General features: G+C 49.0%; 26 protein-coding genes and 1 CRISPR repeat array. Of the genes, 24 read left to right on the forward strand and 2 right to left on the reverse strand.

The features are described 5' to 3' along the window. The first annotated feature begins 47 nt into the window (after positions 1–47). The 22 genes from FGS84_RS26600 to FGS84_RS26705 all read left to right on the forward strand — a co-directional run bounded on the left by FGS84_RS26600 (position 48) and on the right by FGS84_RS26705 (position 21,321). Positions 48–911: a TlyA family RNA methyltransferase gene (locus FGS84_RS26600; RefSeq protein WP_138311242.1), complete on the forward strand. Its 864-nt coding sequence runs from the start codon at positions 48–50 to the stop codon at positions 909–911. Positions 912–972: 61 nt separating this feature from the next. Beyond that, entirely contained in the window at positions 973–1,815 is an 843-nt protein-coding gene (locus tag FGS84_RS26605; RefSeq protein WP_138311243.1) for an NAD(+)/NADH kinase, read from the forward strand. Between the two features lie 53 nt (positions 1,816–1,868). Next, positions 1,869–2,321, forward strand: a complete 453-nt coding sequence (argR, locus tag FGS84_RS26610; protein WP_002569663.1) for an arginine repressor — start codon at positions 1,869–1,871, stop codon at positions 2,319–2,321. 17 nt (positions 2,322–2,338) lie between these two features. Continuing rightward, entirely contained in the window at positions 2,339–3,997 is a 1,659-nt protein-coding gene (recN, locus tag FGS84_RS26615; protein ID WP_138311244.1) for a DNA repair protein RecN, read from the forward strand. A gap of 150 nt (positions 3,998–4,147) precedes the next feature. Further along, positions 4,148–5,425: a SpoIVB peptidase gene (gene spoIVB, locus FGS84_RS26620; RefSeq protein WP_138311245.1), complete on the forward strand. Its 1,278-nt coding sequence runs from the start codon at positions 4,148–4,150 to the stop codon at positions 5,423–5,425. A gap of 230 nt (positions 5,426–5,655) precedes the next feature. After that, on the forward strand, positions 5,656–6,048 hold the full coding sequence (locus tag FGS84_RS26625) for a CRISPR-associated endonuclease Cas3'' (protein ID WP_138311246.1): 393 nt from the start codon (positions 5,656–5,658) through the stop codon (positions 6,046–6,048). 71 nt (positions 6,049–6,119) lie between these two features. After that, entirely contained in the window at positions 6,120–6,920 is an 801-nt protein-coding gene (locus FGS84_RS26630) for a Fic family protein (RefSeq protein ID WP_138311247.1), read from the forward strand. Between the two features lie 27 nt (positions 6,921–6,947). Further along, on the forward strand, positions 6,948–7,064 hold the full coding sequence (locus tag FGS84_RS31870; RefSeq protein ID WP_279232860.1) for a SpoIVB peptidase S55 domain-containing protein: 117 nt from the start codon (positions 6,948–6,950) through the stop codon (positions 7,062–7,064). Positions 7,065–7,338: 274 nt separating this feature from the next. Further along, positions 7,339–7,776: a CRISPR direct-repeat array (repeat unit 33 nt; unit sequence GTCAGCTTCTGCGAAGAAGCTGTGGATTGAAAT). A 659-nt stretch (positions 7,777–8,435) separates the two neighbouring features. After that, positions 8,436–9,254, forward strand: a complete 819-nt coding sequence (gene spo0A / locus FGS84_RS26640) for a sporulation transcription factor Spo0A (protein WP_002584719.1) — start codon at positions 8,436–8,438, stop codon at positions 9,252–9,254. 97 nt (positions 9,255–9,351) lie between these two features. Further along, a complete protein-coding gene (gene glgA / locus FGS84_RS26645; RefSeq protein WP_138311248.1) occupies positions 9,352–10,797 on the forward strand; it encodes a glycogen synthase GlgA in 1,446 nt (481 codons plus the stop codon). Between the two features lie 58 nt (positions 10,798–10,855). Then, positions 10,856–11,368 (forward strand): HD family phosphohydrolase, encoded by a 513-nt coding sequence (locus FGS84_RS26650; protein WP_207740014.1) that lies wholly within the window; start codon positions 10,856–10,858, stop codon positions 11,366–11,368. 60 nt (positions 11,369–11,428) lie between these two features. Next, entirely contained in the window at positions 11,429–11,887 is a 459-nt protein-coding gene (locus tag FGS84_RS26655; RefSeq protein WP_330641002.1) for a divergent PAP2 family protein, read from the forward strand. A gap of 44 nt (positions 11,888–11,931) precedes the next feature. Beyond that, the gene (locus tag FGS84_RS26660; protein WP_138311249.1) at positions 11,932–12,486 is read left to right on the forward strand and encodes a putative ABC transporter permease; all 555 of its coding nucleotides are present in this window, start codon (positions 11,932–11,934) and stop codon (positions 12,484–12,486) included. Between the two features lie 116 nt (positions 12,487–12,602). Continuing rightward, positions 12,603–13,211, forward strand: a complete 609-nt coding sequence (locus FGS84_RS26665; RefSeq protein WP_330641001.1) for a Maf family protein — start codon at positions 12,603–12,605, stop codon at positions 13,209–13,211. Further along, positions 13,204–13,989 (forward strand): HAD family hydrolase, encoded by a 786-nt coding sequence (locus tag FGS84_RS26670; RefSeq protein WP_138311251.1) that lies wholly within the window; start codon positions 13,204–13,206, stop codon positions 13,987–13,989. The genes FGS84_RS26665 and FGS84_RS26670 overlap by 8 nt, the downstream gene beginning before the upstream one ends. Positions 13,990–14,002: 13 nt before the next feature. Further along, a complete protein-coding gene (locus tag FGS84_RS26675; RefSeq protein ID WP_138311252.1) occupies positions 14,003–15,007 on the forward strand; it encodes a peptidylprolyl isomerase in 1,005 nt (334 codons plus the stop codon). A 200-nt stretch (positions 15,008–15,207) separates the two neighbouring features. Then, positions 15,208–15,594, forward strand: a complete 387-nt coding sequence (locus tag FGS84_RS26680; RefSeq protein ID WP_138311253.1) for a GrdX family protein — start codon at positions 15,208–15,210, stop codon at positions 15,592–15,594. 30 nt (positions 15,595–15,624) lie between these two features. Further along, entirely contained in the window at positions 15,625–16,326 is a 702-nt protein-coding gene (locus FGS84_RS26685; protein WP_138311254.1) for a TetR/AcrR family transcriptional regulator, read from the forward strand. Positions 16,327–16,581: 255 nt separating this feature from the next. Next, positions 16,582–17,868, forward strand: a complete 1,287-nt coding sequence (gene grdG, locus FGS84_RS26690) for a sarcosine reductase complex component B subunit alpha (protein ID WP_138311255.1) — start codon at positions 16,582–16,584, stop codon at positions 17,866–17,868. A 23-nt stretch (positions 17,869–17,891) separates the two neighbouring features. Continuing rightward, positions 17,892–19,202, forward strand: a complete 1,311-nt coding sequence (gene grdF / locus FGS84_RS26695; protein WP_138311256.1) for a sarcosine reductase complex component B subunit beta — start codon at positions 17,892–17,894, stop codon at positions 19,200–19,202. A gap of 105 nt (positions 19,203–19,307) precedes the next feature. Then, entirely contained in the window at positions 19,308–20,444 is a 1,137-nt protein-coding gene (locus tag FGS84_RS26700; protein WP_138311257.1) for a hypothetical protein, read from the forward strand. A gap of 1 nt (position 20,445) precedes the next feature. Continuing rightward, positions 20,446–21,321, forward strand: coding sequence for a DNA-binding domain-containing protein (locus tag FGS84_RS26705; RefSeq protein ID WP_138311258.1), 876 nt, complete (start codon positions 20,446–20,448; stop codon positions 21,319–21,321). Positions 21,322–21,427: 106 nt separating this feature from the next. Here FGS84_RS26705 and selD read toward each other — a convergent pair whose 3' ends face one another. After that, entirely contained in the window at positions 21,428–22,468 is a 1,041-nt protein-coding gene (gene selD / locus FGS84_RS26710; RefSeq protein WP_138311259.1) for a selenide, water dikinase SelD, read from the reverse strand. A 169-nt stretch (positions 22,469–22,637) separates the two neighbouring features. On the opposite strand from selD, the gene FGS84_RS26715 reads away from it, so the two are divergent. Next, positions 22,638–22,955: a thioredoxin domain-containing protein gene (locus tag FGS84_RS26715; protein ID WP_138311260.1), complete on the forward strand. Its 318-nt coding sequence runs from the start codon at positions 22,638–22,640 to the stop codon at positions 22,953–22,955. Positions 22,956–23,063: 108 nt separating this feature from the next. Beyond that, positions 23,064–23,534, forward strand: coding sequence for a glycine/sarcosine/betaine reductase complex selenoprotein A (gene grdA, locus FGS84_RS26720; RefSeq protein ID WP_080548701.1), 471 nt, complete (start codon positions 23,064–23,066; stop codon positions 23,532–23,534). Positions 23,535–23,615: 81 nt separating this feature from the next. Here the strand turns inward: grdA and FGS84_RS26725 are convergent, their stop codons facing one another. Beyond that, positions 23,616–24,212, reverse strand: coding sequence for a prolyl-tRNA synthetase associated domain-containing protein (locus FGS84_RS26725; protein ID WP_138311261.1), 597 nt, complete (start codon positions 24,210–24,212; stop codon positions 23,616–23,618). Between the last annotated feature and the right edge of the window lie 214 nt (positions 24,213–24,426).

Consider the following 24,426-nt stretch of genomic DNA (forward strand, 5'->3'; position numbering starts at 1 on the left):
GCCGGAAGGCAGCAGGGAGATGCCGTTTCGGCATAAGGAGAACGGTAATGAAGAAAGAACGGTTGGACGTGCTTATGGTCCAGAGAAACCTGGCGGAGTCCAGAGAAAAGGCAAAGGCCCTGATTATGTCAGGGATAGTCTATGTCAATGGGCAGAAGGAAGATAAGGCAGGCACGTCCTTTGAGGAGACAGTACAGATTGAGGTTAGGGGAAGCACCCTTAAATATGTCAGCCGCGGAGGGCTTAAGCTGGAAAAGGCCATGAGCCATTTCGGCGTGGAGCTGGCCGGCAAGGTATGTATGGACGTAGGCGCTTCCACCGGCGGATTTACGGACTGTATGCTCCAGAACGGCGCGGTGAAGGTGTATGCCGTGGACGTGGGCCATGGACAGCTTGCCTGGAAGCTGCGCAATGACGACCGGGTTATCTGCATGGAGAAGACCAATATACGGTACGTGACCCCGGAGGATATTGGGGACCGCATTGAGTTTGCCAGTATTGATGTTTCTTTTATATCCCTGACCAAAGTGCTGGGACCGGTAAAACAGCTTCTGACCCAGAACGGCCAGGTGGTGTGCCTGATAAAGCCCCAGTTTGAGGCAGGACGGGAAAAAGTGGGAAAAAAGGGCGTTGTCAGGGAAAAGAGCGTTCATCTTGAAGTCATAGAGATGGTTATGGGGTATGCCAGAACCATTGGCTTTGGCATACTGGGCCTGGAATTCTCACCCATAAAGGGGCCTGAGGGAAACATCGAATATCTTCTGTACCTCCAGAATTGTCCGCAGGAAGAGGCGGGGCAGGAGGAAAACAGGCAGGAGGAAAACAGGCAGGAAGTAACCAGGCAGGAAGCAGCCAGGCAGGAAGTATCGGCCCGGGCCATAGTGGAGCAGGCCCATGGCTGTCTGGATTAAACAGCCCACGGCCTGCACAAATGGATAAATAACGTATAAAAACGTCAGGAGCCCCATAACCATGAAACATTTTTATATTATTGCCAATCTTGACAAAGAATATGTACAGGAAGCCCAGGTATTCATCAAAGGGTACCTGGAGGCAAAGGGAGCAGAGTGCCTTCTGCACCACACACCTGAGAGAACCAGGGGGGGAGCCCATATTGACGGGGCCCAGGTGCCGGAGGATACGGAGTGTGTCATAACAATCGGGGGAGACGGCACCCTTATACAGGCGGCCAGGGATTTGGCGGGCCGTAATATCCCCATGCTGGGGGTGAACCGGGGCCATCTGGGTTATCTGAATCAGGTGAGCCGGCAGGAGGACATTGCACCGGTGCTGGAGTCCCTGCTGAATGAGCGCTACCAGCTGGAACGGCGGATGATGATACAGGGAACTGCATGGCGGGAGGAAGAGGCCATTTTAAAGGATATTGCCCTCAATGAGATAGCGGTTACCAGAAAGGACCCTCTGAAGGTGCTCCGCTACAGTGTCTATGTAAATGACGAGTATCTCAATGAATACGCAGCAGACGGTGTCCTGGTGGCCACGCCTACAGGGTCCACGGCCTACAATCTTTCAGCAGGAGGACCGGTGATAGCGCCGGGGGCCAGGATGATGGTGCTGACGCCCATCTGTTCCCATTCCCTCAATGCCAGGAGTATTGTGCTGGCTCCGGAGGACCGGGTCCGGATTAAGGTCCTTAACAGCGGCCAGGTCGTATCCTTTGACGGGGATACGTCCATGGAGTTAAAGGCAGGAGACTGCATTGACATCCAATGTTCCGGGCTGCAGACAGTGATGCTCAAGCTAAAGCAGATATCATTCATGCAGAACCTCAGCAACCATCTGGGAGGATTATAGCCAACCCATGGTCCGCAGGCCATTATAAATCAACAAGGAGGGGAGCGTCTCACATGAAAGTAGAGCGCCACAGCAAGATTGTCGAACTAATTGGAAAATATGAGATAGAGACACAGGAGGAGCTGGCAGAGAGATTGAATGAGGCTGGGTTTAATGTGACCCAGGCAACCGTCTCCCGGGACATCCGTGAGCTGAAGCTGACCAAGATGCAGTCGGAGAGCGGCAGACAGCGCTACATGGTTCTGGAAAGCCCCAGAGGGACATCTGCCATTAAATATATCCGTATCCTTAAGGACGGATACATGTCCATGGACATGGCCCAGAATATCCTGGTAATCAAGACCGTATCCGGCATGGCCATGGCTGTGGCTGCTGCCCTGGACGCCATCCAGTTTCACGAAATCGTGGGCTGCATTGCTGGCGATGATACCATCATGTGTGCCATACGCAGTGTGGACGACACCATCATTGTCATGGAAAAAATCAAGAAAATGGTGGAAGACTAACGGAAAAGGGGTGTAATATGTTACTGGAGCTGCATGTAAAGAACCTGGCCCTTATTGAAAAAGCGGATGTGGAATTCGGCGAGGGCCTCAATATCCTTACCGGTGAAACCGGAGCCGGAAAATCCATTATCATCGGTTCCGTAACCATGGCCCTGGGCGGCAAGGCGTCCAAAGGCAGCATACGCCCCGGGGCAGACTACGCCTATATTGAGCTGGTATTTTCCGTCACAGGGGAAGAGAAGCGGAAGGCTCTCAGGGAGCTGGAGGTGGAACCCACAGAGGACGGACTGGTAATCATATCCAGGAAGCTGACCCCTGCCAGGAGCATCAGCCGTATTAACGATGAGACAGTGACCATGGCCAGACTGAGCCAGATTACAGGACTGCTGCTGGATATACACGGGCAGCATGAGCACCAGTCCCTGCTGTACAAATCCAAGCATCTTGAAATTCTGGACGCCTATGTCAAGGCCGCGACCCAGCCTGTAAAACAGACAATTGCAGACAGGTACCGTATATACCGTTCCCTTGAAGAAAAGCTGGGAGGGTTTAATTTGGATGCTGAGAGCCGTATCCGCGAAGCTGACTTCCTGCGGTTCGAGATAGAGGAGATAGAGGCATCAGCCCTGAAGGAAGGGGAGGAGGAGGAACTCACCTCCCTCTACCGCCGTTATTCCCATTCCAGGCGTATTGCAGAATGTCTGGGGGCTGCCTACGGGGCAGTGGAGGGAGAATGGCTTTCAAGGGCCTTAAAAGAGGTGGAGCAGGCCGCTGAGTACGATGACACCCTGGGCGGCATCCGGGACCAGCTCTATGACGCGGATTCCATACTGAGGGATGCAGGAAGGGAAATGTCTGCCTACCTGGATTCCATGGAAATGGACGAGGAAACATTCAGGAAGACCGAGGAACGCCTGGACCTGATACATAACCTTCAGGCAAAATACGGGGCAACAGTGGAGATTATCCGCCAAAAGCTGGAACAAAAAAAGAAAAAGCTGGAAGAACTGGAAGATTATGACGCCCACAGAAAGCGCATGGAGCAGGAATTAGAGGCATGCAGGAATGGATTGGAGAAACTCTGCGCACAATTAACAGGGATACGTAAAAAGGCATCCAGGGAGCTTGTAAAGAAAATCAAGCAGGGTCTGGAGGACCTGAATTTCCTGGATGTGGAATTTGACATGGAATTTGAAAAACTGGGTCACTTTACCTCGTCCGGATGGGACGAAGTCCAATTCCTTATTTCCACCAATCCCGGACAGCCCATGCGTCCTCTGAAGGATGTAGCGTCCGGAGGCGAGCTTTCCAGAATCATGCTGGCCATTAAGACCGTGCTGGCGGATTCCGACGACATCCCGACCCTGATTTTCGATGAGATAGACACCGGCATCAGCGGGCGTACCGCCCAGAAGGTATCGGAGAAACTAATGCTCATAGCAAAGAACCACCAGGTTATCTGCATCACCCACCTGCCGCAGATAGCGGCTATGGCGGATTCACATTTTGAAATTGCAAAATCTGCCAGCCAGGGCAGGACCATAACCACCATCCGCCTGCTGGACAGAAGGGCTTCCATAGAAGAGCTGGCCAGGCTCTTGGGCGGCGCCAGGATTACAGAGGCCGTACTTAAAAACGCAGGTGAAATGAAGGAATTGGCAGACAGAACAAAATAAAACAGATTGAAATCCTAAGGATGGATAATACTAAGAAAGAGGCAGCGAACATTGCTTCTTTCTTTTTTTGTTATGGTCCATCCGCAGCAGATGCACCATGGCTTTGTATTGACCCATTTTAAATGAATGACTATATAAGGAGGCAGGGCGATGAAGGGGAAATCAATCTTTTACCGGTGGCTGGGACGCATCTTCTGGCTGTCCGTTGTGGCTGTTACGGGGTATACGTGGTATTACATGGACCAGGCAGTGCCGGACCGGGTGAGCATTATAGAAAATGAAGAGGAGGAATTTTCCTTCGGCCTGCCTTTGAAGGCAACCATATCCAGCGGCAGCCAGGAAGTGGCCCTGGCAAATGAAAGCAACATACCGGCGGACCAGATTACCATAAGCGGCAGGGACCGTTTTTCCATGTTTGGGGGAGAAAAGGGAAGCTACCAGGTAGGTCTTAAGCTGTTTGGGGTGATAAAATTAAAGGACATACAGGTGGACGTGGTGGACACCAGATATGCCATTCCCTGCGGCTCCCCCATAGGAATCTATCTGAAATCAGACGGCGTCATGGTCATCGGTACAGGACGTATAACGGGAAGCGACGGCATGGAGGTGGAACCTGCCTACGGTATACTGAAATCAGGAGACTATATAGAGGCATTTAACGGAAAGCCCATGAACACAAAGGAGGACCTGATACGCGCTGTCAGCGAGTCAGGCGGACAGGACTGTGTGCTCCAGGTGCGCAGGGAAGGCGAGGACGTGGATGTGAGCCTGAAGCCGGTCCAGGGCGCTGACGGACAGTACAAGCTGGGAGCATGGGTCAGGGACGATACCCAGGGTATCGGTACCATTACTTATGTGGATATGAACGGCAGATTCGGCGCCCTGGGCCATGGAATCAGCGACAGCGATACAGGAGACTTGGTGGAATCCTCTGACGGCGCCCTTTATTCCACTGAAATCATGGGAATTGAAAAAGGCTCCATGGGCAAGCCGGGACTGCTGTCCGGCGTGATTTACTACGGCCCCCAGTCCCATATGGGGGATATTGAAAAGAACACAAATGAAGGCATATTCGGCACCGTCAACCAGCAATTCAAAAAGCAGATAGTGGGAGAGCCTCTGGAAATCGCCTGCCGCCAGGATGTGAAGCAGGGACCGGCCTATATCCGAAGCAATATTTCCGGCGAATTAAAGGATTATGCCATTGAAATTCAAAAGGTGGATTATAATTCCAGCCATAAGAACAAAAGCATGGTCATCAAGGTGACTGACCCGGAGCTGCTGGAGCTGACAGGCGGGATTGTGCAGGGGATGAGCGGCAGTCCGATTATACAGGATGGGAAGCTGGCCGGGGCGGTGACCCATGTGTTTGTGCAGGATGCGAGCAGAGGGTATGGGATTTTGATTGAGAATATGTTGGAGCATTAATGGTGAGGAGCAGACGGAAGACGAGGGCGCAGCTGGGAGCCAGCTCACAGTTGCGCCCTCGTCTGTAGTATGCTATGCGGCGAAGGCCACACAACCGCTGGTGTGCGGAGCGTGTCAGCGGTTGTGGCCTGGACGGAGTAGTGGGGCGCGACAGGAGCTTACTAATAGATACTGCTTGTTGTAAGAATGTGGATATGTTATTATAGAGATGTTAGAGTGCAGGAGGTAAGATGAACGAGCAGATTGTTTTTCCGCCATTAGTTGAGGACGAAAAAGAAGCCTTTAAACAGAAATTATTTACTACAGAATTGTGGGATACAGCATTGGCTCGCCGGAATCAGCTTTTAAAAGTACATTCGACTAATGTCTCAAAACTGGCTCGCAAATTTGCAGGAAAATTCGGCATGGAAGCTCTCTTGGATGTTGCAGGATATTTACACGATTATGGTAAAGCCACACTGGAATGGCAGGAATATTTTAAGAAGATGTTGCACGAGGATGTAGCAATCGTTCCTCACAGTATTCATGGTGCAAAATATGGTTTTGCTAAAGCTAATTCATACCATTATATCGCTGAATTACTCGGAAACGTTATTATATACTTACTGCTCTCGATGGGCTAAAGATAGAAGAACTTGATGGTCAATAGACATATGGTTCAGGACTAAAACGTATTTTGATTGATGGAGAATATATGAATATTAACTCGATTTTAAATAAAAGCTTTCATGAATTAACACCGGATGACTGCGTTGCGATAAATAATTATCTGTTGGACAGGATGTTAATCGAATTACAGAAAAAGGATCGAAGCGGTATCTATGGAATTACCCAGAGAGAATTTGCCTATAATTCAAATCGCATCGAAGGCAGCCGGCTGTCAAGAGAACAGACGGCGTCATTATTTAATACCGGAACAATTATGTCCGATGGAGAGATTTACCGGGCTAAGGATATTGAAGAAACCAATGGACATTTTCTTATGTTTAACCTGGCCTTAAAAACATTCAACGAGGTATTATCGGAACCCCTTATTAAACAATTCCATGCGGCGCTTAAGCAGGGAGTATTTGAGGACCGGGCCAATGGTTATCCGATTGGGGAGTATAAAAACAGACAGAATGTGGTGTGGGATATTGAAACAGTTAAGCCGAATCAGGTTCATGAGAAGATGTGTGAACTGTTGGGAATCTATCTTAACAGCGAAAAATCTCTAATCGATATTACTAAACTTCATGCCGAATATGAAAAAATACACCCTTTTCAGGATGGAAATGGACGCACAGGCAGAATGATTCTATTCCGGGAGTGTTTGAAAAATGGGATTATTCCATTTGTGATTTGTGATGAGAATAAAAATCAATATACACATCTTCTAAATGCTGCGCAGAAAACAGAAGATTTTGCGGCATTGGCAGGTTATTTTGAGGAGGAGGCGTGTAAGTATTACGAAATACTTCAAGAATTTTTGAGAGTATATGAAAATAAAGATTAAAATTGTTATCCCTTACATGACTCACTCGTGAGCGGTAGTCCAATTATACAAGATGGGAAGCTGGCCGGGGCGGTGACACATGTGTTTGTACAGGATGCAAGCCGGGGGGATGGGATTTTGATTGAGAATATGTTGGAGTATTGAGGGTGAAGGAATAAGCACAAAATGGCTGTGATTCAACCAAAATCAAAACTAGAGTAGATGAGGAAAGGCTTTCGGAAGATTACGAATTATCCTTCATCATATAAGTGCGAATGCCAAGTGAACAGGAAAACTTGTGGGGATTCGCACCCTTTTTAAGGGACTTTGAGTAAAAAAAATCAAAGGAGATGCAAGCAATTGTAGAATTATGAGATAAAATTGTACAATATGTATACAATGTGACTGATGTGAAATGGAAAGATTGGATATGTTTGCTGTCAGCTTCTGCGAAGAAGCTGTGGATTGAAATGTCTTCCATCCTGCCATTGCCATGTATTCCAGGCCGTCAGCTTCTGCGAAGAAGCTGTGGATTGAAATAAATAATCATCATGGGAAAAGTTGCGGGAATCAGGTCAGCTTCTGCGAAGAAGCTGTGGATTGAAATCTGATGTGCGGGCGGTGTTTCACACTAGGAATAGACGTCAGCTTCTGCGAAGAAGCTGTGGATTGAAATGTACATATAGCATTGGGAGGATAATCTCCCCTAGGTCAGCTTCTGCGAAGAAGCTGTGGATTGAAATGTAAGAATCCGTCCTACGGCTACGGCAGTCCAATGTCAGCTTCTGCGAAGAAGCTGTGAACTGAAATGGTTGTTGCCATAGGTTTCCACAATCTGGTGCATGTCAGCTTCTTCGAAAAAGCAGCAAATTAAACACCAGAACCGCAACCATGACACGCCCATGCATGTCACCTCCTTCAAAGAATCCATAGAACAAAGCAATCATTTCCCATATCATCCGATAATGATTGGCTCGTAGGAGGCATCTGCTGATGCCTCCCATACCAATCAAATGACCATGAGCATGTCGTCATACATCGCTCCGCACTCTTTCCCATGTCATTCTTCCGCCCTCAATCACTCCCCCTCGTCAAAATTCGACAAATCCCGTCGCTCCCCCTCCCGAAAATCTGCCAAAGTTTTAAATATCAGGAGGAAAAACAGTGATGTTTGCGTTCTATAATCGTGCCTGTGAGAATATAATGAAATGAAACATCAACGTGCTGAAATTACAAAAATGGTGTCGAATTAAAGTAAAATAAAGTAAAAAAACCAATTATTTGTTACAGAAATGTTAATCGTCACAATTAATAATTGCAAAATGACACCAAAAATGATACAATTTAATCTCGACGCGTGTCTAAAATTGCGACCACGAACCGTTGATATATGGTAAGGGGACCATATATAATAAATTTCGCCAGGAGTTATATTGACGAAGGAGATGGATTTGATGTAGAGGTGGTCGAATAGCAGCTACCGATTTTTTGACAGGTAGTTCAGCACAGGCAAACAATTTTAGGAGGTAAAAGGAAGTGGAAAAGCTGAATGTTGCGATTGTCGATGACAATCCGCTAATTCTGAATACGCTGGATGAACTGATTAACGCAGAGGACGGATTATCTGTAATTGGAAAGGCAGACAATGGCGCTGATGCCATTAACATGATTGTTGACACTACGCCGGACATTGTTCTGCTGGATTTGGTAATGCCGAAAATTGACGGTATATCCGTGGTGGAAAAAGTGAAAAGCGAGCATACTTTCCTGAAAAATCCTGCATTTATTATACTTAGTGCAGTAGGTGGTGAACAGATGACAGAAGATGCCTTTAAGGCGGGAGCTAATTACTATCTGATGAAACCCTTCGACAAGGAAATCCTGGTAAACAAGATTCGTCATATCGGTAAACTGCCTGATAAACAACCGGCAGGAAAAGTATTAACGGCTCCGTTTGAGCCAGGGGAAGAATCCCATATCACCAGGGAGGAGTACATGAAGGAGCATCTGGAAACGGACATCACAAAGATGCTTCACGAGCTGGGCATACCTGCCCACATCAAAGGATATCAGTATCTCAGAGACGCCATCGCCATGTCGGTGGAAGACCAGGAAATGATGAGCAGCGTGACGAAAATCCTCTATCCGGCCATTGCCAAACGCAATCAGACCACGGCCAGCCGGGTGGAACGAGCCATACGTCATGCCATCGAGGTGGCCTGGGGCAGAGGCAAGATGGAAACCATCGATGAAGTTTTCGGTTATACAATCAGTACCGGAAAGGGTAAGCCTACCAATTCTGAATTCATTGCGCTGATATCGGATAAAATACTCTTGGAATACAAAAAAATTTAAGACAAATTCATCAGAAAGAACTTCCTAATTTCGGAAAAGTAAGGTATACTATTAGGAAAGGCATATGGAACCTGTTCGTCAGGAGAGGGAGGTTTTGATGAAGAAAATACTATTTGCAGCTTCAGAAGCAGTGCCGTTTATTAAAACAGGAGGACTGGCAGACGTAGTGGGCTCCCTGCCGAAATGCTTTAATAAAGAGTATTTTGATGTCAGGGTCATCATCCCAAAGTACCTTTGCATCAAGCAGGAGTGGCGTGACAGGATGGAATATGTGAACCACTTCTATATGGATTACCTGGGACAGAGCCGCTATGTGGGCATTCTACAGTACGTACATGAAGGTATAACCTTTTACTTTATTGATAATGAGAGCTATTTTAGCGGAGCAAAGCCATATGGCGACTGGTATTGGGATTTGGAGAAGTTCTGCTTCTTCTGCCGGGCAGCCTTATCAGCACTGCCGGTGATTGGATTCCAGCCGGATGTGGTACACTGCCATGACTGGCAGACCGGACTGATACCTGTCCTTCTCAAGGATAAGTTCCACGAAGGCGAATTTTTCTGCAACATGAAGTCTGTAATTACCATCCACAACCTGAAGTTCCAGGGTGTGTGGGATGTGAAGACCATTAAGCGCTTCACGGAACTGCCGGATTACTATTTCGCACCGGATAAGCTGGAAGCCTACAAGGACGGAAACCTGTTAAAGGGCGGTATTGTATTTGCAGATGCCATCACCACGGTCAGCAACACATATGCAGAGGAAATCAAGCTGCCGTTCTACGGCGAGGGACTGGACGGCCTTATGCGTTCCAGGGCCGGAAGCCTAAGGGGCATTGTCAACGGCATTGACTACGATGAGTTTAATCCGGAGACAGATACGTACATCGCCCAGACCTATAATGCTAAAAATTTCCGCAAGGAAAAGGTAAAGAACAAGAAGGCGCTCCAGCAGGAGTTAGGCCTTCCTGTGGATGAGAAGAAGTTTATGGTGGGAATTGTCTCCCGTCTTACGGACCAGAAGGGCTTTGACCTGATTCAGTGTGTCATGGATGAGCTGTGCAACGATGATTTGCAGCTGGTGGTCCTGGGAACCGGTGAGGAACGTTATGAGAATATGTTCCGCCACTATGACTGGAAGTACCATGACAGGGTATCTGCCCAGATTTATTACTCAGAGGCCATGTCCCATAAGATTTACGCTGCCAGCGACGCATTTCTCATGCCATCCCTGTTTGAGCCCTGCGGTTTGAGCCAGCTGATGGCCCTGCGCTACGGCACAGTGCCTATTGTCAGGGAGACAGGCGGCCTTAAGGACACGGTGGAGCCCTATAATGAATACGAGAGCTCAGGCACAGGATTCTCCTTTGCCAATTACAATGCTCATGAGATGCTGGGAAGCGTACGTTATGCCAAGTATGTCTACAGCAGCAAGCGCCGTGAGTGGAATAAAATCATCGACAGGGCCATGGCCAAGGATTATTCCTGGTGGACCTCTGCCTCTAAGTACCAGGAACTTTATGACTGGCTGATTGGATATTGACAACAGACCTGTAATGTCGGATAATATGCTGATGAACTAAGAAAGGTGTGATGCCCATATGGAGCCGTCAGTGGTTTCAGAGATAACAGAAGACGAGGAGTATATGGAGTGCGTAAAGGACATACTGTGCCACCCTGTATTCCAGTCCATGGACCAGTATATACAGCACGGGAGTACTACATGCAAGACCCACTGTATACAGGTTTCATACCTTGGATATAAGCTGTGCAAACAGCTGGGAGGAAATTGGAGAAGCGCTGCTCGGGCAGGGCTTCTCCATGATTTGTTTTTATACGATTGGCATACCCATGCTAAGGAGACGGGCCAGTACTTCCATGGATTCACCCATCCAAAAGCAGCCCTGGTGAATGCAGACCGGCATTTCCGGCTGACAGAGGAGGAACGGATGATTATCCTGAGGCACATGTGGCCCCTGACCCTTGTCCCTCCCACATCCAGGGCAGGATATGCAGTAACTTGTGCAGATAAATATTGCAGTACAGTGGAGACCACGGCCCGGTTTAAGCACTGGATACGGATGTGCCTGTTTGCGCAGCCCGCCAGGAGGTAAGCATGTGTTTTGCTGAAACCGTTCCAAAGCCCGTTTGAAAGGGGAAAGAATAATCCGATTATGAATGTATGGACACAGATGCTCGGCAATCAGCTTCTTATGAGTGCTGTTACAGGATGGGTGGTTGCCCAGTTCTTAAAGACTCTGATTGATTTTGCTTTAAATAAGAACTTTAACGCGGAGCGCCTGGTGGGGTCAGGCGGCATGCCCAGTTCCCATTCAGCCACGGTCTGCGGCCTGACCACAGCGGCCCTGCTGAAATACGGGGCCGGGTCCTTTGAATTTGCCGTGTCCTTCGTGCTCTCCATGATTGTCATGTATGATGCCATCGGAGTGAGGCGGGAAACCGGAAAACAGGCCAAACTGCTGAATTCCATTCTTTCGGAGAATCCGCTTAAGCTGAATGCGGAAGTGCTTCAGGAGAAGCTTAAGGAGTATGTGGGACACACGCCCCTGCAGGTTCTGGCAGGGGCAATACTGGGAATTGGGCTGGCTCTGGCCCTGAATCCCTATTATTAACACGGCGGGGGGTATCATGTTAGACAGGAAGGACAGAAGATACCATGAATATTTATGATTTCATCAACTGGTTTTTTATGTATAGTTTTCTTGGTTACCTGCTGGAATGTATGGTGCTGAGTGCAGAATATAAGCGGCCTGTGGTGGACCGTGGCTTTGGCCATGGCCCCTTTTGCATCATATACGGCTTCGGCGCCCTGGGAGCCTGTATGCTGCTGAGACCTGTCGCAGGCAGGCCCATGGAGCTCTACACAGCATCCATGGCCATGGCTACTACCATGGAACTGGTCACGGCCAATATTATGGTCCGCCTCTTTGGTTCCTTCTGGTGGGATTACAGCCATAAACCCTTTAATTACAGAGGAATGGTTTGTCTGGAAAGCAGTCTTGCCTGGGGACTTTTGGGCCTGTTTTTCTTTTATTTTCTGGATATCAGGGTGCGCGCTGCCGTGATTAGCCTGCCCGGCCATGTAGGGACTGTCCTGGCAGTAGGACTTACCATGTTCTATCTGGTGGATTTCATCCACTGCCTTCGTCTGCGCCTGGGCGGTATGGAAGAGGAAGATGAGCCGGCAGTGGGCCGGCTGAAAATATATTGATTGGATGAAAGGCTGCTGCAGGTGGCTGTTACCATTGGCCTACATGCAGCAGTCTTTTCGCCATTCTGTCCCGCCCTGTTTTTCCGGCGGATTGGATAAAGGAGAATGACATGGATATGAGACATACTTGGGGAGGATTTAATGTGGTGCTGGCCTCGGCATCCCCCAGACGGAAGGAACTGCTGGCACAAATCGGCCTGGAGCCTGAAATCAGGCCCAGCCGGATGGAGGAGGAAACCAGTGAGAAGAAACCGGACATGGTGGTCATGGAACTGTCCAGACAAAAAGCAGAGGATGTTGCGTCTGGTTGTCCTGAGGGCACTATGGTAATTGGGGCTGATACAGTGGTTTCCGTTGGAAATGAGATACTGGGCAAGCCGGGAACTCCCATGCGGGCCTATGAGATGCTGGAGAAGATTCAGGGCAGGACCCATCAGGTATATACCGGGGTTACGGTGCTGCTGTGCCAGGGGGAGGAAAGGTGCCATGGCATCACATTTGCGGAGCGCACCGATGTCCATGTGTACCCTATGACCTGCGGGGAAATGAAGGAGTATGCCCAGTGCGGGGAACCTCTGGATAAGGCCGGGGCCTATGGGATTCAGGGCAGGTTTGCCGCTTATATCAGAGGAATTGACGGGGACTACGCCAATGTGGTGGGTCTGCCCGTGGGACGTCTCTATCAGGAGATAAAAACACTTTTGGAGGACAGGGAAGATGATTAAGCTGATAGTATCGGATGTGGATGGAACCCTTGTGCCGGACGGTTCCCCGGATTTGGACCCGGAAGTATTCGACATCATTCTGGGGCTTCGGGAAAAGGGAATGCAGTTTGTGGTTGCCAGCGGGCGTCCGTGGGCCAGCGTGGAAAGCGCATTTGAGCCGGTAAAAAAGAAGATTTTCTATGTTGCCAACAACGGGGCATATGTGGGATGCCACGGCAGATGCCTGTATGCCTATACCATGGACCGTCAGCTGGCCCACCGCATCATCCGGAAGGTGCGTATGCATCCGGAACTGGAGATGGTCTATGCCGGTGTAAACGGAGATTATCTGGATTCCAAGAACGATGCCCTGTGCGACTGGCTCACCAATGGCTATAAGTTCAATGTTATCCGGGTTAAGGATGTACTGGAGCTGGAGGAGCCGTGTGTGAAGATTTCCATTTATAAGAAGGAGGGAATCGAGGCAGCAACCAGGGACATATACGATGCGTTTAAGGACGAGGCAAAGATGGCCTGCGCAGGTGACATGTGGATGGACTGCATGGCCAGGGATGTGAACAAGGGCCGTGCCGTACGCACCATCCAGGAAAGCCTGGGCATTAAGATGGAGGAGACCATGGCCTTTGGGGACCAGCTCAACGATATAGAAATGCTGAACCAGGCCTATTACAGCTTTGCGGTTGCCAATGCCAGGGAAGAAGTACGCAGGGCGGCCAGATTCCAGGCGGACAGCAATGTGCGGGGCGGAGTCCTCAAGATACTGAAAGGGCTGCTGTGAGAGGAGCGTGACAGTGGACAGAAGCAGGATATACAAGGGACGGGGGAAGAGATGGAAAAGGACCTTGACATTGTGCCTGGCAGCAGTCTTGGCACTGGCTGTTTTTAGCGGGTGTTCCAGCAAGACAGCCGCAACGACCGGTTCCAGGACCGTGGACAAGGAGTATACCAGGGGACAGATGATGGTTATAGCCATTACAGAGCGCAACCGGTACCAGAATATATATACCAGCGAGCTGTGGTCCGTAAAGGCAGACGAGAACGGTGATACATTTGAGGACAAGCTGATGGACCAGGTGGAGCAGTTCCTGATAGAGCTGGCCACCACCAACCTGATGGCGGATGAACAGGGAATCGAACTTACGAGCCAGGAAAAGGATGCCCTTAAGTCTCTTGCCCAGGAATATTACAGGAATTTATCGGAGCAGGACCGCAGGTTCATGGATGTATCCGAGGACGAGGTGTATGACCTGTACTGTGAATACTACCGGGCGGATAAGCTGGTGGCGGAGCTGACCAAAAACGAGAACCTGGAGGTCAGTGACGCGGAAGCAAAAGTAATAGGCATCCAGCAGATTGAGCTGGATTCCAGGGAGGAAGCAGAGAATGTGCTGGCTCTGGCCCAGGCGGAAAAAGCGGATTTTGGAGCCATTGCTGTAAAATATTCAAAAAACAGCCGGACAGACAGAATACTGGAGTGGCAGAAGGAAATGGACGGCCTTGACAGGGCTGCGTTTGAGCTGGAGCAGGACCAAATCAGCGGAATTCTGGAGCAGGGCGAAAGATATTATATTCTGAAGTGTGTCAATGCCTATGACGAGGAGGCCACGGCTGCCAGAAAGAGCAGACTGGCCCAGGAAAAGAAGACAAAGGCATTCCTGGGAATCTATGAGCCCTATGTAAAGGAGCATACTGTAAAGCTTAAAAAGCTGCCCGGTGACGTGGTGGAGTTCTCAGGCGGCGAAGGCTGCACAGCGGATAATTTTTTCCAGCTGTATCACGGATACTTCAGCAAATAGTGTTTACGGTGCTGCAACAGCAATTGATGGATTTCGATGGCTTTGCAGCACTTTTTACGGTATTTACATTATTGCATATACATTAAGGAAAGCACAGGTCACTGGTTAAAGGGATAAATTGACGGAATATGTAATTTGATGTAATATATTAAAGAGATGTTAAGAAAGACAGCAAATAATGATTAGCAGGAGGGTTTGCAATGTTCGATTTAGGTAAATGTATTCTGGTCACAAATAATGACCGGGCAGCAGAAAAATGGGGGGACAAGGTAGAGCAGGTGGTTCTGGTGGAAACCTATGAGGAGGTACTGTTAAAGGCAAGGGACCTGATTCATACCAACCACAAACTTCTGACCCATCCCCAGGCGTCCAGTTTAAAGCCCAACCAGACGCCCTACAGGACCATTCTTTTGTACAATGAAACAGGAAAAAGCGATGCAGGGGACATCCGCTTGATTGAGGAGGCCATTGATGCATTTAATAAGTGGACTGCCATTAAGAAGGTGCCCAAGTATGACGAGAAGATTGCCTACGATTACAAGACCATTGATTTGTCAATGATAGAAAATGTAATCCCTAAATTATAGGGATAATAAGGAACTGAATGTGAGGAAGTCATGAAAAAGAATGTGGGAACATCCTACTTTAAAGATTTGAGCAGGAAGGATTATGTGGTTCAGGCCAGCAGAATCATAAAGAAGGAGGGAGTGGAGGCCATCAGCATCCGGCGCATTGCGGCAGAACTGGGATGTTCATCCGCCAGCATGTACCGGTATTTCCAGAACCTGGACGAGCTTTTATTTTATGCCCAGCTGGATGCGCTCAATGAGTATATCCTGGATTTGTCAAAATGCGAGAAGGATTGGAATGATATCTGGGATGTGCATTTCGGCATATGGCGTTCCTATGCAAAGGAAGCTTTTAAAAAGCCCCAGGCCTTTGAGGCTGTTTTTTACCGGAACATCAACCGGGACCTGGGTGAGGCCCTTAAGGAATACTATGAGATGTTTCCGGATGCCATCATACAGGTAAGCCCCTTCATCAAGGAGATGCTTGAGATTCCCAGCTATTACCAGAGGGACTATTACATATGTAAGCTTCTGGTGGCTGAGGGTAAGATTTCAGAGGAGAATGCAAAAAAGCTGAACCATATTATATGTACCCTGTTTCTGGGATATTTTAAGTTTGTCCAGGAGCACGGTATCAGCCAGGAAGAGATTCCGGAGCTGGTGAACCAGTTCATTCAGGAGAGTAAGGAAATCACACAGTGCTATGCCTATGATTTTCACCCAAATAGTGAATATACACAAAAAACATGACAAATTTATAACAAATTGACGAAAAAGACAATTCCTACAGAAAATAACAATAGACGTCAAGAGTTCCATTGATTATCGCGATAACTTATGTTATATTATAGACATAAGTTATCGCGATTACTATTTTTAATTATCATTTTTGCACAAAACCCAAATTTTGTAACTGAAAGAGTACTGTCATGGTTGCCAGGTACGATATATGGGAATATCATGGACAATCAGGCAGTAAAATATAAAGAAGTGGAGGTATTTCATATGAAGCTTGAATTGGGAAAAATCTTTATCAAAGATATCCGATTCGATGACAAGACTCACGTGAAAGACGGAGTGCTCTATGTCAACAAAGAGGAAGTTGAAAAGCTTGTGCTGGAAGACGATAAGCTGACCGGCTGCCACGTTGACATTGCAAGACCAGGTGAGTCCGTCAGGATTACACCGGTTAAGGACGTGATTGAGCCAAGGGTTAAGGTCAGCGGCGGAGAGATTTTCCCAGGCGTGATTGGGAAGGTAAGCCCTCAGGTGGGTACCGGAAGAACACACGCCCTGGAAGGCTGCTGTGTAGTGACTGTCGGTAAAATCGTAGGATTCCAGGAGGGCGTTATCGACATGAGCGGCCCTGCTGCAGATTACTGCCCATTCTCACAGACTTATAACCTCTGCGTGGTAGTGGAGCCGGCTGACGGCCTGGAAACCCATGTATATGAGAAGGCTGCCCGTATGGCAGGCTTAAAGGTAGCTGCTTATGTAGGCGAGGCAGCAAGGGAACTGGAGCCGGATGAAATCGTTACTTATGAGACAAAGCCAATTTTCGAGCAGGCTGCCATGTATCCGGACCTTCCAAAGGTAGGCTACATCCATATGCTGCAGTCACAGGGACTTCTGCATGATACATATTATTACGGCGTGGATGCCAAGCAGTTCATCCCCACCTTTATGTATCCAACGGAAATCATGGACGGCGCTATTGTTTCCGGCAACTGTGTTGCTCCATGCGACAAGGTTACCACTTACCATCATTTCCACAATCCGGTTATTGAGGACTGCTACAAGCACCATGGCAAGGATATCAACTTTATGGGCGTTATCCTGACCAACGAGAACGTATTCCTGGCTGACAAAGAGCGTCATTCCGATATGGTTGCCAAGCTGTGCAACTGGATGGGATTAGACGGCGTTCTGATTACCGAGGAGGGATACGGCAATCCTGATACCGACCTGATGATGAACTGCCGCAAGGTAGAGCGTGCAGGAACCAAGGTTGTTCTGATTACCGACGAGTTCCCGGGCAAGGACGGAAAGTCCCAGTCCCTGGCAGACGTGTGCGAGGAAGCTGATGCACTGGCATCCTGCGGACAGGGCAATGCCACACTCCAGTTCCCGGCCATGGATAAGGTCATCGGAACACAGGACTTCATCGAGATGCAGATTGGCGGCTGGGACGGCTGTAAGAACCCGGACGGCAGCTTTGAGGCAGAGCTTCAGATTATCATCGCCTCCACCATTGCCAATGGTTTCAACAAGCTGGCAGCTAGAGGCTATTAATCGAAAATAAAGGAGATGGAAAGATGGCTAAATATAAAATAGTACATTATATTAACCAGTTCTTTGCCGGAATCGGCGGTGAAGAAAAAGCCGACTATACCCCTGAGCTTCGGGAAGGGGTCGTAGGACCAGGTATGGGACTTAAGGCTGCACTGGGAGAGGATTATGAAATCGTATCAACCGTTATCTGCGGTGACAACTATTTCGGAGAGAATCTGGATGCTGCAACCGATACCATCATTGAGATGGTAAAGAAATGCGAGCCTGATGTATTCGTGGCAGGCCCTGCGTTCAATGCAGGACGTTACGGCGTTGCCTGCGGCACCATCTGCAAGGCAGTGGAAGAGCGTCTGGGCATCCCGGTTATCACCGGTATGTATATTGAGAATCCGGGCGTGGATATGTTCCGCAAGGACCTTATCATCGTGGAAACCCCTAACTCCGCAGCAGGTATGCCAAAGGTACTTCCTGTTATGTCCAGCCTGATTAAGAAGATGGCAGAGGGCGCAGAAATCCTTGGACCGAAGGAAGAGGGATACATTGAGAGAGGAATCCGTGTGAACTACTTCGCTGAGAAGAGAGGTTCCGAGCGCGCTCTTGAGATGCTGGTTAAGAAGTTAAAAGGCGAGGAATATGATACAGACCTTCCTATGCCTAAGTTTGACAGGGTAGCACCGGCTGAGCCTGTTAAGGATATCAGGCATGCAAAGATTGCTGTGGTTACCTCCGGCGGTATTGTGCCAACAGGCAACCCTGACCATATCGAGTCCTCCAACGCCACCAAGTGGGGCAAGTATGACATTACCGGTATGGACCGTCTGTCACCCGATGAGTTTACAACCATCCACGGCGGATATGACCGCCAGTTTGCTATGGCCAACCCTAACGTGGTTGTTCCATTAGACGCATTGAGAGAGCTGGAAAAAGCAGGCGAGTTCGGCGAGCTTGTGAACTATTTCTGCGCTACTACCGGTACCGGAACAGCAACTGCATCTGCAGCTAAGTTCGGCAGCGAGATTGGACAGATGTTCATTGATGAGCATGTGGATGCGGTAATACTGGTCTCCACCTGAGGTACCTGTACTCGTTGCGGTGCAACGATGGTTAAGGGTATCGAGAAATATGGCATTCCGGTAGTTCACATGGCTACTGTAGTTCCGATTTCACTGACAATAGGCGCTAACCGTATCATTCCTGGTATAGGCATTCCTTATCCTCTGGGCGATCCGCCACAGGGCGAGAAGGACAGCTATAAACTCCGCTTATCCATGGTCAGAAGAGCTCTCAAAGCACTTCAGACACCGGTTGATGGCCAGACTGTGTTTGAGAAATAATCACAGATATGACAAATCCGGCGCAGCAGGCAGCTTGCCCGCTGCGCCGGCATAAATTAAGACAGCGTTTCAGCGCTGTATCAGACCATGGATAGGAGAAGGCGTATGGATAGTGATAAGAAAGTCAACTGGGGACGGGTAGTTATACTTGCCGGAGCAATCATCGCGTTTACCATTGGTTCCGGGTTTGCAACAGGACAGGAGATTGTCCAGTACTATACTGCATACGGCGTGCAGGGAATTCTGACGGTATTACTGTTTGCGGTCTGCTTCATTTACTATAATTATAACTTTGCCAAAGCCGGAGCAGAAGAACGTTTTGAAAAAGGAAATGACGTATACAAATTTTACTGCGGTAAATACGTTGGGACCTTCATGGATTATTATTCTACTATATTCTGTTACATGTCATTTTTCGTTATGGTTGGAGGTGCTGCCTCTACACTGCACCAGCAGTACGGTCTTCCTCATTGGGTAGGCGGCGTGGTTCTGACAGCACTGGCAATCCTTACCGTGGTAGGGGGACTCAACTCGCTGGTCGACAAGATTGGTGTGGTTGGCCCGGCTATCGTTATACTCTGTATCGGTATCGGCGTGGTTACCCTGTTCAATGATGCAGGAAATGTGGGCGCCGGGCTGGAGGTTATCCGTACAGGTGCCTTTGCCGAGGCAGGCAGTGAGACTATCAAGAACGCAGGTCCTAACTGGGTGATATCAGCCCTGTCCTATGCGGGCTTTGTGCTGTTGTGGTTCGCCAGCTTTACAGCGGCATTGGGAGCGAATAATAAAAAGAAAGACGTGGAGTATGGCATCTACGGAGGCACTGTTGCCGTATGTGTTGCCATTATCCTTATCATGCTGGCACAGGTTGCCAATATCAATACACCTGGATTAAGCAATTCCGGTATCTTTGTATGGAATGCCGATATCCCCAATCTGATTCTGGCAGAGCGTATCTGGAAACCATTTGCATCCTTCTTTGCAGTGGTTGTATTTGCTGGTATTTATACAACCGCAGTTCCGCTGCTGTATAATCCATGCGCAAGGTTCGCAAAAGAGGGAACCAGCCAGTTTAAGCTTCTGACCGTTGCTCTTGGAGTCATTGGACTGATTGTAGGACTCTTCCTTCCTTTCAGGGTCCTGGTCAATATTATCTACGTGCTCAACGGATATGTTGGCGCTGTACTGATACTGTTCATGTTGTGGAAAAATATTAAGGATGTATTTTTAAAGAAGAAATAGAATGAGAATCTATATTGTGGACTGCGACAGGAATTCGCGGACAGAACTGAAAACCATGATTGAAGACAACGGTATGGGAACTGTTGCCGGCATTGCATCCAGATGGGAGGAAGCCTATCTGGAAGTCCAGGAGATGTGCCCGGATATGATTCTGGCAGACCTTACTCTTTCTGCACCCAAAACCATTGCATACATACAGAAAATCAGAGAGGTACTGCCCCAGACATCGGTTGTCATCCTTTCGCATGTCAATGATATGGATATTGTCAGTATGGCTTATGAAAAAGGCGCGGAGCTTTTGATTCATAAACCGTTCAATGCGACAGAAGTAAAGAACGTACTGCACAATATAGAAATGGCCAGGGCCATGCAGTGGCTGATTGTCAAGGCCAGGAATGACTTTGCCGCAGGCGCATTTTCCTGGGAGGCAAAGGTGCAGGGACGGAACATGCAGCCTGAAGAACAGGAGCCGGATTATAACCAGCCTATACGGCGGTTAAAGGGAATCCTGCAGGAAATCGGTATACTCAGCGAGGCGGGGAGCAAGGATATCATCCGTATTATCCGCTATCTGGTTGAAGAGGACCTGGACTTAAGGGACATTACGGTCCGTGAGCTGTGCAGCAGGACGGGACAGAATTCCAAGAGTGTGGAACAGCGGATACGGCGCGCAGCCTCTGCCGGTATGGCGAATCTGGCATACAGAGGAATGGATGATTATGCAGACCCTGTGTTTAATGAATACAGCGCCAGGCTTTACAGTCTGGAACAGGTTAAACGGGAAATGAGCTATATCAGGGGCAAGAGCGACGGACACGGAAACGTAAGAGTCAGAAAATTCCTCAGCGGCCTGCTTGTCTGCTGCAAGGATATTTAGAAATGTTTAGAATGTAACAGAGTGGAAGGGGGCAGGCTGTCCGCTCCCGGTTTGCAAAGCTGCAAAGCTGGGAAGACAGGACTGCCTCCTTTTTGTTAAAATTTTATCAAATCACCATCACCGGATGGGAAGACGGACCGTCCACATGGCCTATGACAGCCGGGGACTGGCAGGCCTTCTGAAGGGCTTCCATAATGCGCCCTGCTTCCTGGGGCGCCACACTGTACAGGAGGCCGCCGGAAGTCTGAGGGTCGAAGAGAAGGTCGTGTACATGGGAAGGAAGGTCCTTTGGCAGTGCCACCTTTGCCTTAAGGTGATTCATGTTCTGGTATGCAACCGCAGGCACAAGCCCCATGGATGCATAGGTGTCCGCACCGGGGAGAAGGGGGACGCTGCCGCTGTCTATGATTACGGTAAGTCCGGATTCCCCGCACATCTCATAGCTGTGGCCCAGCAGTGAGAATCCGGTCACATCGGTGCAGGCGTGGACGCCGTCCAGGCTGCGCACTGCATCGGCTGCATATTTATTCAACGTAGCCATACAGTCAACCATGGACTTGTGTTCTGATGCAGATAAAAGGCCGCCCCGGTCGGCATTGGTCAGAACGCCGGTGCCCAGGGGTTTGGTGAGAATCAGCACGTCGCCCTGCCGGATAGAGTTGTTGCGCAGGATGCGGTCCGGATGGACCAGGCCGGAGACGCACAGACCATATTTGGGTACCTCGTCCTTGATGGTGTGGCCGCCCACTACAATGGCCTCTGCCTCAGCCACCTTGTCATAGCCGCCCCGGAGGATGGCCTGGACCGTGTCAAAGGGAAGGTGTTCCGGAAACATGAGGATGTTCATACACAATCTGGCTTCCCCGCCCATGGCCCATACGTCGGACAGGGAGTTGGCGGCAGCAATCTGGCCGTACTCATATGCATCATCCACGGCCGGCGGGAAGATGTCCACGGTCTGTATCAGGGCAAGCTCAGGTGTAAGCTGGTAGACGGCCGCATCGTCGGAGGTATCATATCCCACCAGAAGCCGGTCATCATGAAATGTTGGCAAACCGCGCAGAACCTGCGCGAGGGTATCAGGCCCTATCTTGGACGCTCAGCCGCCGCAGGAACCTGTTAGTTCAGTCAGTTTAATATCGCTCATCAGTGATACTCCTTATCATTGGATGAAAATTGATAGCTACTAACTTATTATATTATCTGTTTTCCAGGTTTTGTCAAGGACAAACGCGGGGAACCCCCCTGTTTTTGGAGATGGATATAAAGAAACTATTTAACCAAAAGTTATCGTGATTACATTAAGGAGGTTAAAAATGATTGATTTGACCAAGGAAAACTTTGAGGAAGAAGTATTGAAGGCCCAGGGCTATGTGCTGGTAGACTTCTATGGGGACGGATGCGTTCCCTGCGCAGCCCTTATGCCTCATATCCACAAGTTTGAGGAAGTGTACGGAACATCCATTAAATTCTGTTCCCTGAACACCACAAAGGCCAGACGGCTTGCCATTGCCCAGAAGGTGCTGGGACTGCCTGTGATTGCTATTTACAAAGACGGGGAAATGATTGATTCCAGGGTAAAGGATGACGCGACCCCGGAGGGTTGCGAGGAAATGATTAAGAAATACGCCTGATGACAGACACGGCCCGGACAGCCGGATACAAATGATGCATGACCGCTGATGCGGCTGATGTATAAAAGCAGCGCTTGAAAGCGCAATAAAGAAAAGGAGGAACAATGTATGGCTATACTGAAAGACAAGTATGCAATCATCATCGGTGACCGCGACGGCGTACCCGGACCAGCCATCGAAGAGTGTGCCAAGACAGCAGGCGCAAAGATAGCTTACTCTTCCACAGAGTGCTTTGTCTGAACGTCCGCAGGTGCCATGGACCTGGAAAACCAGAAGAGGGTTTTAAACATAAGTGAGGAGCACGGCCCGGAGAACGTAGTAGTTCTTCTGGGAGCTGCTGAAGCAGAGGCCGCAGGCCTTGCAGCAGAGACCGTTACAGCCGGCGACCCAACTTATGCAGGTCCATTGGCAGGAGTCCAGTTGGGACTAAGTGTATATCATATCTGCGAGGATGAAGTAAAAGCTGAGACAGACCCAGCTGTTTATGAGGAGCAGGTGGGAATGATGGAGATGGTTATGGATGTTCCTGCCATCCATGAAGAGATGGAAGGAATCCGTAAGGAGTACTGCAAGTATTAGACAGGAAGAAAACAAGTAGAAAAGAGCTGACAGTCCATAGGGGCTGCCGGCTCTTTTTTCGGAATTTTTTTATGGATGGATTTACTCTGCATATGGTAAATCCACAACTGTGTAGGGATGGCCAAGGGCCGGAAGAATCTTTTCCAGCAGGTCCGAGGTTTTGAATTTCAGGCTGGATGTGTTGATGCATGGATGACATGCAAAATATTCTTCTTCCAGGATATCTTTGTCAATCAGCAGTCTGACACGTTTTTCGCTGTCGTTCATCAGGCCCATGACTGAAACAGAACCGGGAGTGATGTCCAGGAAGGATTCCATGAATTCCGCTTCCCCGAAGGACAGGCGGGCGCTTCCAATCTGTTTGGACAGAACGGCTGTCTTGAACTTTTTATTGCCTGGCATGAGCAGCAGGTAGAAATCGGTTTTCTGGGCATTGCGCAGGAACAGATTCTTGCAGATTTCCGTACCCAGAAGCTGGTCCACCTCGCGGCAGGCTTCAATGGTGGGAAGGGCGTCGTGGTCCACGCGCACAAAGGGAACGTGGAGGGAATCCAGTAAATCGTAGGTGCGGATTTCCTTGTCCTCACGGCCGGATGCGTCGGCGGGACGGCCCTCATAAAGGGTATGGTCAATATGGTATGTGGGGATGGACTCCCCGTTATCGTTAGGATTTGTCATTTCTTTACCTCTGTTTTATTGTTGGTGTGTTGGATGTGAATGCGATTAAAACATCTCAATTATAGCAAATAGGGCGGGGAATGTCCATAGATGGAACTGCTGATTACGGGGGTTATGGGCTTTTGCAGTTACTGTTCAGAGGTATCATAAATCAGTATCGGCAAAGTGACGAAATTTAAAATTTAAGAAATAGCGTATTTTGTGGCTATGTCTA

It is taken from the genome of Clostridium sp. 1001271st1 H5, from assembly GCF_005845215.1.
Lineage (GTDB): Bacteria > Bacillota > Clostridia > Lachnospirales > Lachnospiraceae > Enterocloster.